The 16,652-nt window shown below is 49.5% G+C and carries 15 protein-coding genes and 1 pseudogene; 1 reads left to right on the plus strand and 15 read right to left on the minus strand.

All coding sequences use genetic code 11. The features are described 5' to 3' along the window. The 9 genes from ACP7BX_RS01225 to ACP7BX_RS01265 all read right to left on the minus strand — a co-directional run bounded on the left by ACP7BX_RS01225 (position 1) and on the right by ACP7BX_RS01265 (position 9,259). The gene (locus ACP7BX_RS01225; RefSeq protein ID WP_426132018.1) at positions 1–807 is read right to left on the minus strand and encodes a glycosyltransferase; all 807 of its coding nucleotides are present in this window, start codon (positions 805–807) and stop codon (positions 1–3) included. Continuing rightward, entirely contained in the window at positions 773–2,182 is a 1,410-nt protein-coding gene (locus tag ACP7BX_RS01230) for a mannose-1-phosphate guanylyltransferase/mannose-6-phosphate isomerase (protein WP_314531332.1), read from the minus strand. The genes ACP7BX_RS01225 and ACP7BX_RS01230 overlap by 35 nt, the downstream gene beginning before the upstream one ends. Before the next feature lie 381 nt (positions 2,183–2,563). Then, positions 2,564–3,421 carry an alpha-1,2-fucosyltransferase gene (locus tag ACP7BX_RS01235; protein ID WP_426132035.1) on the minus strand — a complete coding sequence of 286 codons (858 nt, stop codon included), beginning with the start codon at positions 3,419–3,421 and terminating at the stop codon, positions 2,564–2,566. A 2-nt stretch (positions 3,422–3,423) separates the two neighbouring features. After that, on the minus strand, positions 3,424–4,761 hold the full coding sequence (locus ACP7BX_RS01240; protein ID WP_314531329.1) for a hypothetical protein: 1,338 nt from the start codon (positions 4,759–4,761) through the stop codon (positions 3,424–3,426). Next, positions 4,758–5,954: a hypothetical protein gene (locus tag ACP7BX_RS01245; RefSeq protein WP_426132017.1), complete on the minus strand. Its 1,197-nt coding sequence runs from the start codon at positions 5,952–5,954 to the stop codon at positions 4,758–4,760. The genes ACP7BX_RS01240 and ACP7BX_RS01245 overlap by 4 nt, the downstream gene beginning before the upstream one ends. A 51-nt stretch (positions 5,955–6,005) precedes the next feature. Then, positions 6,006–7,274, minus strand: a complete 1,269-nt coding sequence (locus tag ACP7BX_RS01250) for an O-antigen translocase (protein ID WP_426132016.1) — start codon at positions 7,272–7,274, stop codon at positions 6,006–6,008. Continuing rightward, a complete protein-coding gene (locus ACP7BX_RS01255; protein WP_426132015.1) occupies positions 7,274–8,401 on the minus strand; it encodes a DegT/DnrJ/EryC1/StrS family aminotransferase in 1,128 nt (375 codons plus the stop codon). The genes ACP7BX_RS01250 and ACP7BX_RS01255 overlap by 1 nt, the downstream gene beginning before the upstream one ends. After that, a complete protein-coding gene (locus tag ACP7BX_RS01260) occupies positions 8,398–8,862 on the minus strand; it encodes an acyltransferase (RefSeq protein WP_314531318.1) in 465 nt (154 codons plus the stop codon). The genes ACP7BX_RS01255 and ACP7BX_RS01260 overlap by 4 nt, the downstream gene beginning before the upstream one ends. Continuing rightward, positions 8,855–9,259, minus strand: coding sequence for a sugar 3,4-ketoisomerase (locus ACP7BX_RS01265; protein ID WP_426132014.1), 405 nt, complete (start codon positions 9,257–9,259; stop codon positions 8,855–8,857). Before ACP7BX_RS01265 ends, ACP7BX_RS01260 begins: the two co-directional genes overlap by 8 nt. 160 nt (positions 9,260–9,419) lie before the next feature. On the opposite strand from ACP7BX_RS01265, the pseudogene ACP7BX_RS01270 reads away from it, so the two are divergent. After that, a pseudogene (locus ACP7BX_RS01270) lies at positions 9,420–10,525 on the plus strand (IS3 family transposase). A 263-nt stretch (positions 10,526–10,788) separates the two neighbouring features. Here ACP7BX_RS01270 and ACP7BX_RS01275 read toward each other — a convergent pair. The 6 genes from ACP7BX_RS01275 to ACP7BX_RS01300 all read right to left on the minus strand — a co-directional run bounded on the left by ACP7BX_RS01275 (position 10,789) and on the right by ACP7BX_RS01300 (position 16,635). Further along, on the minus strand, positions 10,789–11,031 hold the full coding sequence (locus ACP7BX_RS01275) for a lipopolysaccharide assembly protein LapA domain-containing protein (protein ID WP_426132013.1): 243 nt from the start codon (positions 11,029–11,031) through the stop codon (positions 10,789–10,791). Positions 11,032–11,050: 19 nt separating this feature from the next. Beyond that, on the minus strand, positions 11,051–11,347 hold the full coding sequence (gene ihfB, locus ACP7BX_RS01280; protein ID WP_003218804.1) for an integration host factor subunit beta: 297 nt from the start codon (positions 11,345–11,347) through the stop codon (positions 11,051–11,053). Between the two features lie 132 nt (positions 11,348–11,479). Beyond that, positions 11,480–11,764: a hypothetical protein gene (locus ACP7BX_RS01285; RefSeq protein ID WP_426132012.1), complete on the minus strand. Its 285-nt coding sequence runs from the start codon at positions 11,762–11,764 to the stop codon at positions 11,480–11,482. Positions 11,765–11,926: 162 nt separating this feature from the next. Beyond that, a complete protein-coding gene (gene rpsA / locus ACP7BX_RS01290) occupies positions 11,927–13,618 on the minus strand; it encodes a 30S ribosomal protein S1 (protein ID WP_012722933.1) in 1,692 nt (563 codons plus the stop codon). A 120-nt stretch (positions 13,619–13,738) separates the two neighbouring features. After that, positions 13,739–14,428, minus strand: coding sequence for a (d)CMP kinase (gene cmk / locus ACP7BX_RS01295; protein WP_003172653.1), 690 nt, complete (start codon positions 14,426–14,428; stop codon positions 13,739–13,741). Beyond that, positions 14,425–16,635 carry a bifunctional prephenate dehydrogenase/3-phosphoshikimate 1-carboxyvinyltransferase gene (locus ACP7BX_RS01300; RefSeq protein ID WP_426132034.1) on the minus strand — a complete coding sequence of 737 codons (2,211 nt, stop codon included), beginning with the start codon at positions 16,633–16,635 and terminating at the stop codon, positions 14,425–14,427. Before ACP7BX_RS01300 ends, cmk begins: the two co-directional genes overlap by 4 nt. Between the last annotated feature and the right edge of the window lie 17 nt (positions 16,636–16,652).

The raw sequence follows: 16,652 nt of genomic DNA on the forward strand, positions 1-16,652 counted from the left end.
CTATTTTTTCGACTTTAAAAAAACTTTAAATACAGACACAATGAGACTGATTAGCCTTTTAAAGCCAGGCTCAATGAGCAGCTCCCTCAAAAAATAAGATGCAACTTCTGCGTAGGCCTGACGGCTACCCTTCGATTGAAAGTCGGAAACTCTATAGTCAATCATTGGGAATGACGTGAACACACACTTTACATCTCTGCGCTTAGCTAATCGCATCCAAAGGTCATAATCCTCACTCTGAAATCCCCCCAAGTATCCTCTCGCTGAAAGAATCAGATCTCTTCTGATTGCCGTTGCCGGATGGATAAAAGGGTTCGTATAAGCGAGTCTAGAACGCCAGTCGTGCTGTACCAGCACTCGGGAACCAACGACTTTACCGTCAGCATCAATTATTCGGCAAGAGCCAGCAACAATATCCGTTTCTGGGTCTTTTATAATAATTTTGTAAGACTCCTCAAGCCTATCAATATGACAGACATCATCGCTGTCAAACCTAACTATAAACTTACCCCTCGCGCTATTGACACCCAAGTTTAAATTAAACGACAACTGACCTATTTCTGTACGAAGCAATACAATTCGCGGATCCTGTATCGCGGCTACAGATTCATATAATTCGTCCGTACAACGATTCAAAACAATGACGAATTCAAAAAAACTGAAACTCTGATCCAAGACACTTTGAATCGCCTGATGAATATAACCCTCATCGCGATTACAACACATTACAACACTAAAAAACGGATCCTGTGTTTCATCGAAACCTGCCACTTCAGCACCGTCCGTAGTTATCTGAAAATCGGACAATATCATCCTCTCCTAGATAAGAACCCGACTGCACTTCGATAAGTTCCAGAGGTATGACACCTGGATTTTCCAGCGCATGAACACCGCCTATCGGGATATAGGTCGACTGATTTTCCGTCACAAGATAGGTCTTTTCCCCATTTGTGACCTTGGCCGTACCACTGACGACAATCCAATGTTCAGCGCGGTGGTGATGCATTTGCACTGAAAGCTTGTGCCCTGGTTTAACAGTTATTCTTTTCACCTGATAACGAAGACCGCTATCAATAGCATCATAGATCCCCCAAGGCCTGTAGACTTCTCGGTGAAATACGTGCTCTTTTCTTCCGTCTGCCTTCAACTTTTCAACAATCTTTTTTACATCTTGAACATGATCTTTATGCGCTACAAGTACTGCGTCTTTGGTTTCGACAACGATAAGATCATTAATACCGACCGTAGAAACCAAACGGCTCTCTGAATGAATATAACTGTTCGACGTTCCGATTGAAATCACGTCTCCCGTCAGCACGTTGCCCTCTTCGGAACGAGTACCGGCTTCCCATAATGCCGCCCATGAGCCGATGTCACTCCAATTCGCGTCAAGCGGTATCATGACGGCGTGCTGAGTCTTCTCCATAACTGCGTAGTCAATTGAGTTATCAGGGCATTGCAAGAATGCTTCGCGGTCGATTCGTGTGAAATGCATGTCACGCTGTCCTTTCGCCAGTGCCTCACGACACCAGAAAAGAATATCGGGTTCAAAGGTCTGCAACTCCTCCAAATAACGGCTGGCCCTGAACATGAACATGCCGCTGTTCCAATAATAACCGCCGTTAGAAATGTAAGCCTGAGCAGTTTCTGCGTTAGGTTTCTCAACAAAACTAGCAACCTCAAACCCTTCATCTCCAACTGAGGCCCCCCGCTGCAAATAGCCGTAGCCGGTTTCAGGTCTCGTGGGCGTAATACCGAAGGAAACAAGCTTACCCGCTTCAGCCAATACTACGGCAGCGCGTATCCCATCATGGAAAGCTTCAATATTTTGGATAAGATGATCAGCGGCCAACACCAGCATCAGAGGATCAGCACCTTCAGCCGTAGCCTGGAGCGCCGCCAAGGCAATCGCGGGAGCGGTGTTGCGGCCCACGGGCTCAAGCAGGATATTAATTTCCTCAAGACCAAGCAGACGTAATTGCTCCGCCGCCAAAAAACGATGCTCCTCATTGCAGATCAATTGTGGCGAGGCATGGGTCAAGCCATCCAATCGATTGATTGTGGCTTGCAGCATCGAAAACTGGCTATCTACCAGTGGTAGAAACTGTTTTGGGTGAAGCTGACGAGACAATGGCCACAAGCGAGTGCCCGAACCACCCGCCATGATAATTGGAACAAACATAATATCGTCCTTTGATTACCTTCGAAGAGGCCTATGACGCCTATTCGAAACCGAACAGCGTGGTGAGATGCGAATCTACAGGATGCATGCCAAATGTCACTGTTCAGCAAAAAATTCTAAAGCTTGTGAAGTGGATGAGGAGGCAGTGCGAGTCACCTATTATGCGAGTATGGTGGCGGTTTTCAAGCAGCAGTTCTGGCCGTGCGTTTTCTCAGCCAGACAATGCTCAGCTGCCTTGCCTAAGCTGGCCATCATGAACGCGTCAACACTGATTTCGGCCAGCACTCATCCGCACAGTGCCGCAAAGCCGTACACAAAGACTGGCCATACAAAACATCGCCCGCCTCTCTCAAAAACCTCATGAATCAAACTAAACTGGCATTACTCGCCTAAAATATAATTCCAGCCAATTAGCTTATTACTTGCTTCAGTTTGAAATGACAGATTTAAGTCCGGCATATAAACCAGCGGCTCACTGTTTAAACTTAAAAAAGCAGCCCACCAAGCAAAAGTACTCGCACCGATAATGTAATCTTTACAACAAATTAAACTTAAAAAATCGGCGATTGCAGGTTTTACTTCAGTCCCAAGCAACCCACAGATTTTAAAATCCTGCCCTTTGAATACTGTCTCGCACCACTCTTTATCGTCTGTAAATATTACAAAGCGGCGCCCTTTGAAACGCTCAATAGCTTTGAAATAAAACTCTTCGCCCATCACTGCATGGCGAGGATCCGTAGATAATAAGAAGTCGCCCCGGCGAACGTGAACACCAATACTGTCAGAGTATAGTTCTCTACCCTTAACGAGCAGCGCCGCATGCTTATCAAGTATAAGCGAAAGAAGTTTTTCACGAAAAAACAAAGCGCTTTGAACATACTGAAAATAGCCAAAATGGAACTTCGCACTTACTGAATTACGTGAATAATCAAACTCTGTATCCGCATCATAATCATATAGAAGATACCCACCCAACTTACGTAATTTTAACTTCCTGACGACTAATCGGGCTGCCTTGGCAACAATACTTTTTTCAAAAAAAATACAGCTTTTGGAGGTTTGGTCATGATCAAAATCAATCAAATCTGATAAACGAATTCCACCATGAATACCTTTACCAAGCAGCATTTTGCTATCGTATGAAACGCTGCCCCCTGAAATAGACTTTACATACTGCCCCCACGCAAACTGAAATAGCTGATTACCCAACCCACCCTGAAGCATTACGTTAATATGCATGTTCACCTAGATACTCCGCGATATTTATTTACGTTCGCCAAGACAATCCCAATGATCACTAGCGCAATTGAAACCTGTAAAAATTTTAGTAAAAACTCATGCATATTAGAGCGAGAAAAATACACAAGATTTGGCAAAACTGACAGCACCAAAAAGATAACCCCCCCATGATTTCCAGGAGCAGTAAGATTTTCTTTATATATTGCGACCACCCAGTCCAACGTGCGAACCAAACACCCAAAAAGGAGACACCACAATAGATAGAACAACCATCCTTGATGGTAAGCCTCAGCAAAGAAACTTGTAGAAAAACCGCCACTAACAAAATTTATATTGCGAGCCTGATCAACGCATATGCCAAACGGCTGGTCCGTAGAGTTCAAACAGTCAGTCACTGCACTATCAAAATTTACTGCCCCATATAAAACTTCGAACGATGCACCCTGTCCATGCAGTGTTTGAGCTATCTTAGCCATTACCCCACTTGCGACCTCAAACCCTAGCCTGTATTCAAGCAACATGTTGGCAAAAATCAGTGATCCTATCCCCAACGCCATTAAGAAAAAATAGTTAACCCGTCGTTCCAAACCATAAACAAATACGAATAAAAACAAATATGCAAAAAAATACCCTCGAAGACCGATCATTAAAAAGCCTAGAGCGAAAAACACCCAGACAAATGAAATAATTAACAATCGATTAGAGTCCCTTCCAAAAACGCCCCACAACAACAAAAGGTTTTTTGCGATAAAAAACGTAAAAATATGCGCATGAAATTCAGGATTTTCCAGTGCGGCAAAATAATCCCCCACCATATACTTTTGAGCTAGAATGAAAGACTTAGCTAAAAAGTATATTCCACTGCATAAGGCAAGAAATATAACCAAACCATTGACTAGTCGAGGCATAGCCAGAACTGGAACCTTTAACAACCCTCTTGCCAACTTTAAACTTAACCTCTGAGTTAAAATGTACCCAAAAGCAATGAATATAAACCCCAGTGCCAGTATCACGATTGATTTACGTACAGAACTTTGACTTAAAACTATCCCAGCTTCTACGACATCCTTGTCAAAAAACAACGTCAAAAATGGACGAGCCCACATGAAAAAAAATATTGAGATCGATACAAGCGAAGGAATACTCAACGCGCCTTTATAATTGCCTTGAAAGCAAAAATGGCCAAGAAGCAGTGTAATAGAGACCAAAAATATATTGAATAGAAAGCCACTAATATAGCCACCTTCTTCACCCAACGTCAAAGCCACAAAGAGAGTCAAGATAAAATTAAACAACAAAAACAGGCCAAAGATAAGCTCACTTCTTTTGACCAAAATCATAAAGACCGCCCCAACACTCTTTTGATGGCCGCTTTAAATTTGTTCAATACAAATAGCTCGAATGACTTTACATACATCATGGTTGAAGGGACACTTTTACACGCCAAGTCATTCATTTTTTTAAAAACCAATTCTGCCTCAAAAAGCTTCGAATATTTATGTGCCGCGCGTGATATCTCATCTGCACCTCCGACAAACTGCTCCATAAGCACATCCATGGAGCTGGATGGTTGCACCGGCTTTACACCGGCATAACTTAACTCGCCTAATGAATAGCCTTTAGACTCTGACACCCATCGGTACGGCGGTACCTGTGAATCGTGTCTACGAGCCCTGGGAGGGACTACTACAGTAGGGACTTTATTTTTGGCAGCCTCCAAAGAAGAGGTCCCCATAGCAAACATAAGATCAATATTATCGCGGATAAATCCACTAAGGTTATCTTTATCAACGGACGGAATCAGATGATATTCCATACTTGAGTCAGAATTAACAAACTCCTTCAAAGCATCAATAGCATCGCCACTACCAACAATATAAAACACGATCTGTTTGTATCGCTTCAGTACCCCCCCCCTCAAAGAGCGCATATCAGTTATAACCCGCTCCAGGGCATAAAACTTAAAATCCATATCAACGCGACCAACCCAACCAACTCGAAGAACGTCTGCCGGGGCACAGTATTCAAAAGAGGCAACAGGACTTTTGTCTATTACGATTGGGCAAATTATATCCTGTATATCTTTATTAATCGCCAAGCCACCAAGATCAGCATAAGCTCCGACCTCATCGGTAAATACTATAGATTCACATTTTATAAATGTTTCAAGTGATTGCCTCGCTCTTCCTTTTAAAGCCTCAATCACCTTGCCTCTGAGTCCCTTCGTACTATTGTGCTGGGAATATTCTTCGTCAGCTATGGATAAGTACGCACCGCGAAATGCTGCATACCCCATGCACCATACGCAGATGTGTTTAAACTTTACGGATGTTGCTGCAAAAAGCCAGAGCCGACTTATCTCGGAGGTTGGAAGAAAGACAATATCGTATTCCTTCAGTTTCGCTGTTTCGGCAGGTGTGACTACGTCAACGTCGTATTGGTTGAACTTCAACCAATTACTGAGGCGTGCGAGAAGGAAATCCGTCCCTCCGAAGCGCCCCTGAGTTAAGATCAATACCGTACCCTTCACCACGATTCACTACTCCGGCTTTCAAAAAGCTCTCAACTATACTAACAACTGACTTTAATTTTCTGTAAAAGCTTGCTGACCAGCTAGTTTACGCCACACAAAAAAAGCCATGACCAACCAGTAAAGTAGATAATTCACTGCATGCGCTATTGCAACACCTTGAAATCCGAGCAAGCTGGTAAACACCCAAGTAAAAACAACAAAGCCAACTGCGAAAATAATTTCTGAAAAGATAAAAAGTTTTACCATAGCCTTACCTAGCATAAGATAAGCCAATATCCAGCCACCTATCTTCAACGTATCCCCAAGCATCTGCCAGGCAAACAACTCGCGCATCGGTAAAAAATCTCTTGTAAACAACGTAACAATTATACAGTCTTTCATAAAATAGATAACTAACGCACTCAGAATAGCTATCGGTAAAATAATCCGATAGCCCTGCAGCACTTCGAGTTTTATTTCACTGGCGCTTTTAAGCTCGGATAACCTCGGAAGGTAATACACACTCAACGTCGTCGTCACGAGCATTAAATAAGCCGCACTCAAACGCCACATCGCCTCCCAATAACCGGCGGTCTGTAAGCCGAATGTATTACTAAGGTATTCACGCACGACCATGTGACTGACGGGAACGCACGCAGCCGAAGTGAACGCCATCAGCGCATATTTACTCAGGTTTAATATAACAGGCACATCAATGCCCGAAAAAAAATATGCAACCTTGAACCAGGACGCCCTATAGCAAAGTAGAAGCGTTACTATAAACGCGAATGACTGATACACTGCAAGAGCAACTAGAGCACCATATAACCCAAAATTCATGGCCATAAGCGAGGTAATCACTAGGGAAAATAAACTTCCCGCTATGTTAGCAATCACATACCGCTCTATTTCTTTCTTGCCATTCAACACAGCCAAGAGAAGTGTATTAAATGAGAAAAAAACCAGAGAAGCTGCAAAACATATAAATACACCTCCGTACTCTTCGCTATTTAAAAACCATTTCGCCAAGACTTCGTTGCACGCGATGATGATAATCGCACTCAACAAAGAGCCCACCAAGGCAACTGTCCCCGCAGTTCCCCACACTCTGCGCTGTGCTAAATGGTCATTCACGTGCTCGGCAGTATACTTGGTGACGCCGGTATTAATAGCGCCACTCGCAAAGGTTGTAATCATTTGCATGGCGTTCTGAAACTGCCCCAGCGCCGCATAACCATTAGGCCCGACATAAACAGCGAGGACTTTGTTGAGCCCCAAGAGAGTCAACATCTTTATCGTGACAGCAATGCTGTTCAACAGCCCCGTTTTTATAAGTGTCATCAGCAGGTGCCGATACTAAAGCTATTACAGGCTAGCACAACCTTCTGCACCTCTTCCGAAGTCATCGTAGGCCCCAGGGGCAAACTTAACACTTCATGATGGATGGCTTCCGTAATGGGCAAAGACAATGCTGATAGTTCGGCGTACGCTTTTTGTTTATGAATCGGAATTGGGTAATGAATCAACGTTTGAACCCCCTCATCTTGGAGGTGCTTTTGAAGTGCCTCGCGATGAGTTGTTCGAATAACGAACAAGTGCCACACGTGCGCCTCAAACTCCATAACTTGGGTACCCGTAGGCACTGGCAACATTATTTGGGTGTTCTTTATACCCTGCAAATATGTTTGTACAATTTCACGACGCCGTGTTACTTGCGCGTCCAAGTACTTTATTTTTACAGATAGCACCGCAGCCTGAATTTCATCCAGGCGACTATTTACACCTCGATATAGATTCTGGTATTTCTCATGCGATCCGTAATTTCGAAGAGCACGTAGTACCTGAGCTAGCTCCTCATCATCAGTCGTGATGGCTCCAGCATCACCGAGCGCCCCCAAGTTTTTGCCAGGATAAAAGCTAAAACCTGATGCGTCTCCCCAAGCACCTGCCTTTCTCCCATTATGGCTTGCACCATGCGATTGGGCGGAATCCTCCAGCACCAAAAGCCCATGCTGTTCAGCAATTGAAATCAAAGCAGGCATATCACTAAGCAGCCCGTAAAGGTGCACAGGTAAAAGAACCTTAGTTCTCGAGGTGATCGCTTGCTCAACATTGTGAACATTCAAATTATACGTCAGCGGATCCGGCTCAACCAAAACCGGAACCAGGCCATTCTCAGTGATAGCGAGAACACTTGCTATATAAGTGTTAGCGGGAACAATTACTTCGTCACCATCGTGAAGACGGCCCAGCTCCTTCCAGGCCCGTAACGTCAAACTTAACGCATCAAGACCATTGGCGACGCCCACACAGTGCTTAACCCCACAATACTCCGCGAATGCTTCCTCAAAGCGCTGTAGCTCCTCTCCCCCAATGTACCAACCAGAATCAATAACACGAGCACAAGCGTCCAATAACTCATCACGCACTTCGTGGTTGACCGCTTTCAGATCCAAAAACTTAATCATACTGTCAGATACCGAATTATTTTGGCTGGATTTCCAACTACTACTGAAAAATCAGGAACATCTTTAGTCACGACAGCGCCCGCGCCTACCATTGCGGAGCGACCTACGGTAATTCCCGGGAGAATCGTTGCATTCGCGCCAATACTGGCACCAAACTTAACGGTAATCCCTTCAAACTTTCCTGGATACACTTTCGAACGAGGCATTGAATCATTGGTAAATGTGGCATTTGGCCCTATAAATACGTTATCTTCAATACGAGTGCCATTCCACAAATACACACCCGACTTCAAGGTAACATTATCGCCAATAATAACATCACCTTCGACTAAGGTATGGGCGCACAAATTACAGCCTTTACCAATGATCGCCCCCTCCAGCACAACACAAAATTGCCATATACGCGTTCCCTCGCCAATATCTTGACTTTTTACATCTGCAAGCTCATGTATTTTAGGCATGATTCAAAAGCCCTATGAACTCTGGGTAACCCCGAATATAGTCCTGCTCATTATAATAATCACTGGCCAATACTAGAAGAACACAGTCCGCTGAAAAGTCATGCATTTCATGCCATACCATTTTATCTATAAATATCGCTTTGCTTGAGGTATCCAGAATAACTTCTTCAGTTTTTAGCCCATTATTCATCACCATACGACACTGGCCTGAGACACAGATAGCAGCCTGTCGCAGCTCTCGGTGCGCATGGAAGCCACGCGATACGCCTGGTCGCGTCCCCATCAGAAAATAAACGCGCTTAATGTCGAATGGGACATTTTTTTGCGCCTCTAGCACGACCAGCTGTCCACGCTCGTCACCCAGCACTTGCAGGTCGACCAAATCTACCAAACTCATTCAGTACCTCTCAGAATCACGGTCCATGTCAACTCGCCATCACGAGGCCTAACCGCATAGAAATATTTATTATTAGACCACGAAAGCCTCTATATACCAAAAACCAACGCGTTGATTCTCCCGATACATCGCCCCCTCCTTTCCGTCGAGATCTGCTGAGATCTTCTTCAGCGTTAGCTCCTTTACTCCTAAATTCGAACGCGAGGCTGCCGACGTCGTGTTCAAACAAAACTACAGCTTTATCGAAGCCAGCCGCTCAGTCGACATTGATGAATCGCCATTACGCCACTGGCGTTAAGCCGGTTCAGAAAGAACATAACGGCATCCCCCCGCAGATCAAGGCGCTGACGCCGGAACAGCAAAAGATCCACGACCTGGAAGCCCGGATTGCTCGTCTTGAGCGAGAAAAACCCATACCAAAAAAAGCTCCCGCGCTCTTGATGTCGGAAGATCACGAGCGATCGCGCTGATAGAGCAGTTGAGCCCCCTATGACTCGGCTGATTTGCGGTGCAAGGTGTTTGATGTCCTCCGCTATTGTTACTAGGCCCAGCGCCTGCGACGCCGCACGCACGATGTAGATCAGCTTTGATGCGTGGCCGCGTCAGTGAGCGGTTCTCGCAAAGCCGCAGCGCTGCGGGCAGTAGCAGCATCTTGGTCGTTTCAAAGTGCGCGGTTTGATTTAGTCAGCAAACAACCCGGCTCCCACGCTTACAACAGAGCGACAGTATAAAGACTCGACATCCCCAGAGTTTGATGTGCCAGTCCCCAATAAGGTCTGGTGCGGCGATGTTACCTACACTGAGCCCCAAGGAAAGTGGCATTACCTGGCTTTCGTCCTGGATCTGTGCGCTCGGCGGATAGTGGGCTGGGCGCTGCCGGAAAAGCCAGACGCTGAACTGCTGATCAAGGCGTTGGATATGGCCTACGATCAGCGTGATAGGCGTTCGGGTCTGCTATTGCGCTCGGATCAGGGATCGCAATATGCAAATCGGTTATTTCGCCAGCGACTGTGGCGATACCGCATACGCCAGAGCATGAGCCAACAAGGAAGCTGCTGGGACAACGTGCCGATGGAGCGCGTGTTCCGCAGCTTGAAAACAGAATGGATACCGCTCTAGGGCTATTGAATTGCGCATGAAGCACAGGGTGATATCAGCTACTTTTTGATGCATCGCTACAACTGGATTCGGCCTCACCAATTCAACGGTGGGATGGCGCCAGCGCGGGCCGAGGAAAAAATTAACGTCGTGTCCGGGATTAGTTGACCACTACATGCTGACCTAAAAGTGGTAAAGACGATCAACATCTACGTGTCGCGATCAAGCACTCATGATTGGGGAACGGCGGCATTCAAGAAGGATGCATAGGGAAGAAAAGACGATTAAACGAGCCAGCGAACGTTAGCAGTCGCAAACTTAAGTGATCCTAGACAGACTGAATCCAAAAAAACAGTCTAATAGACAAAAATCAGTATTTACTGATAAATGGCAATGCAGCCGACTTATCGATCTTCAGCAAACACGATTATTTAACTCCGCTCACCTGGGATCGACCTACGCCGCCGATGGCGCACCAAAACCGTTAACAACGGCCCAACCAGCATCCCAACTACCAACGCCACCACCACAAATACCGAAAGTGGCATCTGCCCCGTACCCATCCCAAGGAACGAGAGAGCGACCTCCTGCTGGTTCTCCAACACAAATACTAAAACCACCAACGCAACAACCAGCGTTATCAGCACAGTAACAACGCGCTTAATCCAATGCATAGCATTCTCTCCCCCAAAATCAGACGCCCTCTTCCTCATCCTCATTCACCCGATCCCGCAATTCCTTCCCCGGCTTGAAATGAGGTACAAACTTCCCATCCAGGCTCACCGACTGCCCAGTCTTCGGGTTCCGCCCTACTCGCGGGGCGCGATAGTGCAGCGAAAAACTGCCAAACCCACGGATCTCAATCCGATCCCCAGTCGCTAAGCACTGGGACATTTGCTCAAGCATGGTCTTGATAGCCAGCTCCACATCCTTGGATGAGAGCAGCCCTTGATGGGTGACAATTCGTTCGATCAACTCCGACTTCGTCATATTTTTCCCTTCTTTTTCAAGCAGCTAGGAAAAGCGCTTCGAAGGTTTTAGCATGACTTGATGAATTTGAACAGCCCATGCATAAACTTATCTGCTGGTTGAATAAACACCCGTATCGCACGTGCTATACGCTCAATTGCAGATCACCAGCATCGTCCGTGTTACTGCGCCAGCAGGGTTCCAGCCGAACAGGTAGTCGCCCTCCTCATCCTTGGCGTCACTGGACTTGGTGATGACCTTATAGCCTTGCATCTTGCACTCTCGAGCGGCGCGCTTTTCGCACTTCTGCCAGTTGTTGCCCAACCCTGAGCAATCGATCTCGATGCCGCTCACACCGCGCTTGGCATGGGTCTTGGCGCTGGTGGTCGAGCAGCCTGCAAGCACTACCACGACGAGAATTACGATAAGCCTGTTCATTCAAATCCTTACTGAAGCTACAACACTAGAACGCTTTCTTCTTAAGACTATAGTCAGTTCTGACACTGAGCTGTACGCCTTGGTTCTCGGTTGTTGATTCAACGAATTTCAGGCACAAAAAAGGGCGACCGAAGTCGCCCTTTTTCTATGGTCTGACAGAACTTAGTTCTGTTTTTCCATTTGTGCACGCAACAGGTCGCCCAGAGTGGTAGGACCAGCAGCGATGCTATCCGAAGGCTTGTCTTTCAAGCTTTGGATGGCTTCTTTCTCTTCAGCATCGTCTTTCGACTTGATGGAGAGCTGGATTACACGGCTCTTACGGTCAACGCTGATGATCTTGGCTTCTACTTCCTGGCCTTCTTTCAGAACGTTACGCGCGTCTTCAACGCGGTCACGGCTGATTTCGGAGGCTTTCAGAGTCGCTTCGATATCGTCGGCCAGAGTGATGATGGCGCCTTTAGCGTCAACTTCTTTCACGATGCCTTTAACGATTGCGCCTTTGTCGTTGTCCTGAACGTATTCAGAGAACGGGTCGCTTTCCAGTTGCTTGATACCCAGGGAGATGCGCTCGCGCTCTGGGTCAACCGACAGGATAACGGTGTCCAGCTCGTCGCCCTTCTTGAAACGACGAACAGCTTCTTCGCCCACTTCGTTCCAGGAGATGTCGGACAGGTGAACCAGGCCGTCGATGCCGCCATCCAGACCAATGAAGATACCGAAATCGGTGATCGACTTGATGGTGCCGGAGATTTTATCGCCCTTGTTGAACTGGCCAGAGAAATCTTCCCATGGGTTAGATTTGCACTGCTTGATGCCCAGGGAGATACGACGACGCTCTTCGTCGATGTCCAGAACCATAACTTCCACTTCGTCGCCGACTTGTACGACTTTCGAAGGGTGGATGTTTTTGTTGGTCCAGTCCATTTCGGAAACGTGTACCAGGCCTTCCACGCCTTCTTCCAGCTCAGCGAAGCAGCCGTAGTCGGTCAGGTTGGTAACACGCGCGGTAACGCGAGTGCTTTCTGGGTAACGGGCTTTGATAGCAACCCATGGATCTTCACCCAGTTGCTTCAGGCCCAGGGAAACACGGTTGCGCTCGCGATCGTATTTCAGAACCTTGACATCGATCTCGTCGCCAACGTTGACGATTTCGGAAGGATGCTTGATACGCTTCCAAGCCATGTCGGTAATGTGCAGCAGGCCATCCACGCCACCCAGATCGACGAATGCGCCGTAGTCGGTGAGGTTTTTGACGATACCTTTGACTTGTTGGCCTTCCTGCAGGGATTCCAGCAGAGCTTCACGCTCGGCGGAGTTCTCTGCTTCCAGGACGCTGCGACGGGAAACGACAACGTTGTTGCGTTTCTGGTCGAGTTTGATGACCTTGAATTCGAGTTCTTTGCCTTCCAGGTGCGTGGTGTCGCGCACAGGACGAACGTCGACCAAAGAACCTGGCAGGAACGCACGGATGCCGTTAACGTCGACAGTGAAGCCGCCTTTAACCTTACCGTTGATAACGCCCTTGACCACTTCTTCAGCTGCGAAGGCTGCTTCGAGAACAATCCAGCATTCAGCGCGCTTGGCTTTTTCACGGGACAGCTTGGTTTCACCGAAACCGTCTTCAACCGAGTCCAGAGCAACGTGAACTTCGTCACCGACATTGATTGTCAGATCACCAGCATCGTTGTAGAACTGTTCCAGCGGGATCAGAGCTTCAGACTTCAGACCAGCGTGAACGGTTACCCAGCGAGCTTGGTAATCGATATCAACGATAACACCGGTGATGATGGAGCCTGCCTGAAGGTTCAGGGTTTTTAGGCTTTCTTCAAAGAGTTCCGCAAAGCTTTCGCTCATTTTAATTCCTGTTGATAAGGGCGAAGAATACGCCCATCTCCACACCCCAGACGGTGTGGGTCAGTTTCAGTTAAAAGAAGCCACCGCAGGACTATGACTGGTCCCCTGCGGCCTTCTTGATCACCCGGCGATATCGCGAATGGCGATTTCACTCAAGATGCGTTCCAGCACCTGCTCGATGGACAACTCCGTGGAATCCAGCTGTATGGCATCAGCCGCCGGCTTGAGCGGGGCTACTGCGCGCTGGGTATCACGCTCATCGCGTGCACGGATCTCATCTAGCAGACTCGACAGACTAACACCATCGACTTTGCCCTTCAACTGCAAGTAGCGGCGGCGAGCCCGCTCCTCGGCGCTGGCGGTCAGGAAAATCTTCAATGGCGCCTCGGGAAACACCACGGTGCCCATATCACGACCATCGGCCACCAGGCCCGGCGGCTCCTGAAAAGCCCGCTGACGCTGCAGCAGCGCATCACGCACGGCCGGCAGTGCGGCAACCTGCGAAGCCCAGGAGCCGACCTGTTCGTTGCGCAGATCATCCGTCACATCGTCCCCTTCAAGGATGATGCGCTGGGGATGACCTTCCGTCGCGCCGACAAACTGCACATCAAGGTGCGCGGCCAGCAGCTTCAGGGATTCTTCGTTGGTCAGGTCGACGCCATGGTTGCGTGCGGCGAATGCCAGCAGGCGGTACAGCGCGCCGGAATCCAGCAGGCACCAGCCCAGGCGCTTGGCCAGGATGCCGGCGATCGTGCCTTTGCCCGAGCCGCTTGGCCCGTCGATGGTAATCACCGGTGCTTTGATATTCACAATTGAGCCTCTTGGGCAACACGGATGCCGACTTGGGCACACAGTGTAAGAAAATTCGGAAAAGACGTAGCAACATTGGCGCAGTCACGGATACGAATCGGCGCCGCCGCCCGTAGGGAAGCCACGCTGAACGCCATGGCAATGCGGTGATCGCCATGGGCATGCACCTCACCTCCGCCCATCGGGCCACCCTCAATGATAATCCCATCAGGGGTCGGTTCACACTTCACGCCCAACGCCAGCAGACCATCGGCCATGACCTGGATACGGTCGGACTCCTTCACGCGCAGCTCTGAAGCACCACGCAACACCGTTCGTCCCTCGGCACAGGCCGCCGCGACGAACAACACCGGAAACTCATCGATCGCCAACGGCACCAACGCTTCAGGAATCTCGATCCCTTTCAACGCTACCGCTCTTACGCGCAGATCCGCGACAGGCTCACCACCTACTTCACGCTGGTTCTCCAGGGTAATATCCGCGCCCATCAGCCGCAGGATATCGATCACGCCGGTACGCGTCGGATTGACACCCACATGCTCCAGCAGCAACTCAGAACCCTCGGCAATCGAAGCTGCCACCAGAAAGAACGCTGAAGAAGAAATATCCCCCGGCACTTCTATATGAGCAGCCGTCAGCGCATGACCGGACTCCACCGACGCCGTCGCACCCTCCACCGCCACCGGACAACCAAAGCCACGCAACATGCGCTCGGTGTGGTCACGGGTCGGCGCAGGCTCGGTCACCGCGGTTTTACCTTCAGCGTACAACCCAGCCAACAACAGGCAGGATTTGACCTGGGCACTGGCCATCGGCATCGCATAAGCCAGGCCTTTCAACGACTGACCACCGTGAATGGTCAGCGGCGGACGCCCTTCCGGTCCCGTCTCGATCACCGCGCCCATTTCCTGCAGCGGCCTGGCTACACGGCTCATCGGGCGCTTGGACAAGGACGCATCGCCGGTCAGCACACTGTCAAAGCTCTGCGCCGCCAGCAGCCCGGACAGCAGGCGCATGGAAGTACCGGAGTTACCCAGGTAAATCGGCCCCGGCGCCGGCTTCAGGCCATGCAGCCCCACGCCATGAATGGTCACGCGCCCATGGTGCGGGCCTTCAATCACCACACCCATGTCGCGAAACGCCTGCAAGGTCGCCAGGGCATCTTCGCCTTCAAGGAAACCCTCAACCTCAGTCACACCCTCCGCCAACGAACCCAGCATGATCGCCCGATGGGAGATCGACTTGTCGCCTGGCACCCGAATGCTTCCGCTCAAGCGGCCACCCGGTTCGGCGACGAAGGTCAACTCATCAGCGTTCACAGCGGTTTCCATGTAGGCCCGGCGCGCCAGGATCTTGCTGAAATGCTCACGCGCCACCCGCGCACGGGTGAACACGCCCAATAATTGATGGCCATCTCCAGCATCAACCGCGTCGCGCAAGGCGTCGAGGTCGCTGCGGAAGGTGTCCAGGGTGCGCAACACCGCTTCGCGATTGGCGAGGAAGATGTCGTGCCACATCACCGGGTCGCTGCCGGCAATCCGCGTGAAATCACGGAAGCCACCGGCGGCGTATCGGAAAATCTCGAGGTTTTCGTTGCGTTTGGCCAGGGAGTCCACCAGGCCAAATGCAAGCAAATGCGGCAGATGACTGGTCGCGGCCAGCACTTCGTCATGACGCTCGACCTGCATATGCTCGACATCCGCGCCCAGCTCACGCCACAAACGATCCACCACCGCCAACGCAGCCGGATCGGTTTGCGCAAGCGGCGTCAGAATGACTTTATGGCGACGGAACAGCTGCGCATTGGACGCCTCCACCCCGCTCTGCTCAGAGCCGGCAATCGGATGCCCCGGCACGAAGCGCGGCGGCATGCCGCCAAAGGCCAGTTGCGCCGCACGCACCACATTGCCTTTGGCGCTGCCGACGTCTGTCAGGATCGCCTGGCCCAGGTCCATGCCCGCCAGCACGGCGAGCAATTTCTCCATGGCCAGGATCGGCACGGCCAACTGGATCACGTCTGCACCCTGGCACGCGAGCGCCAGGTCCGCCTCACAACGATCGACCACGCCCAACTCAACCGCCAGCTTGCGCGATTGCGGGTCCAGGTCCACACCGACCACTTCGCCACACAGCCCGCTTTCACGCAGGCCTTTGGCGAAGGAGCCGCCGATCAACCCCAGACCGACCACCACCAGGCGACCGATCATAGGCACAGCAGGTTGCA

The sequence above is a fragment of the Pseudomonas sp. DWP3-1-3b3 genome, assembly GCF_049896305.1.
Taxonomy (GTDB): Bacteria; Pseudomonadota; Gammaproteobacteria; order Pseudomonadales; family Pseudomonadaceae; genus Aquipseudomonas; species Aquipseudomonas azotoformans_A.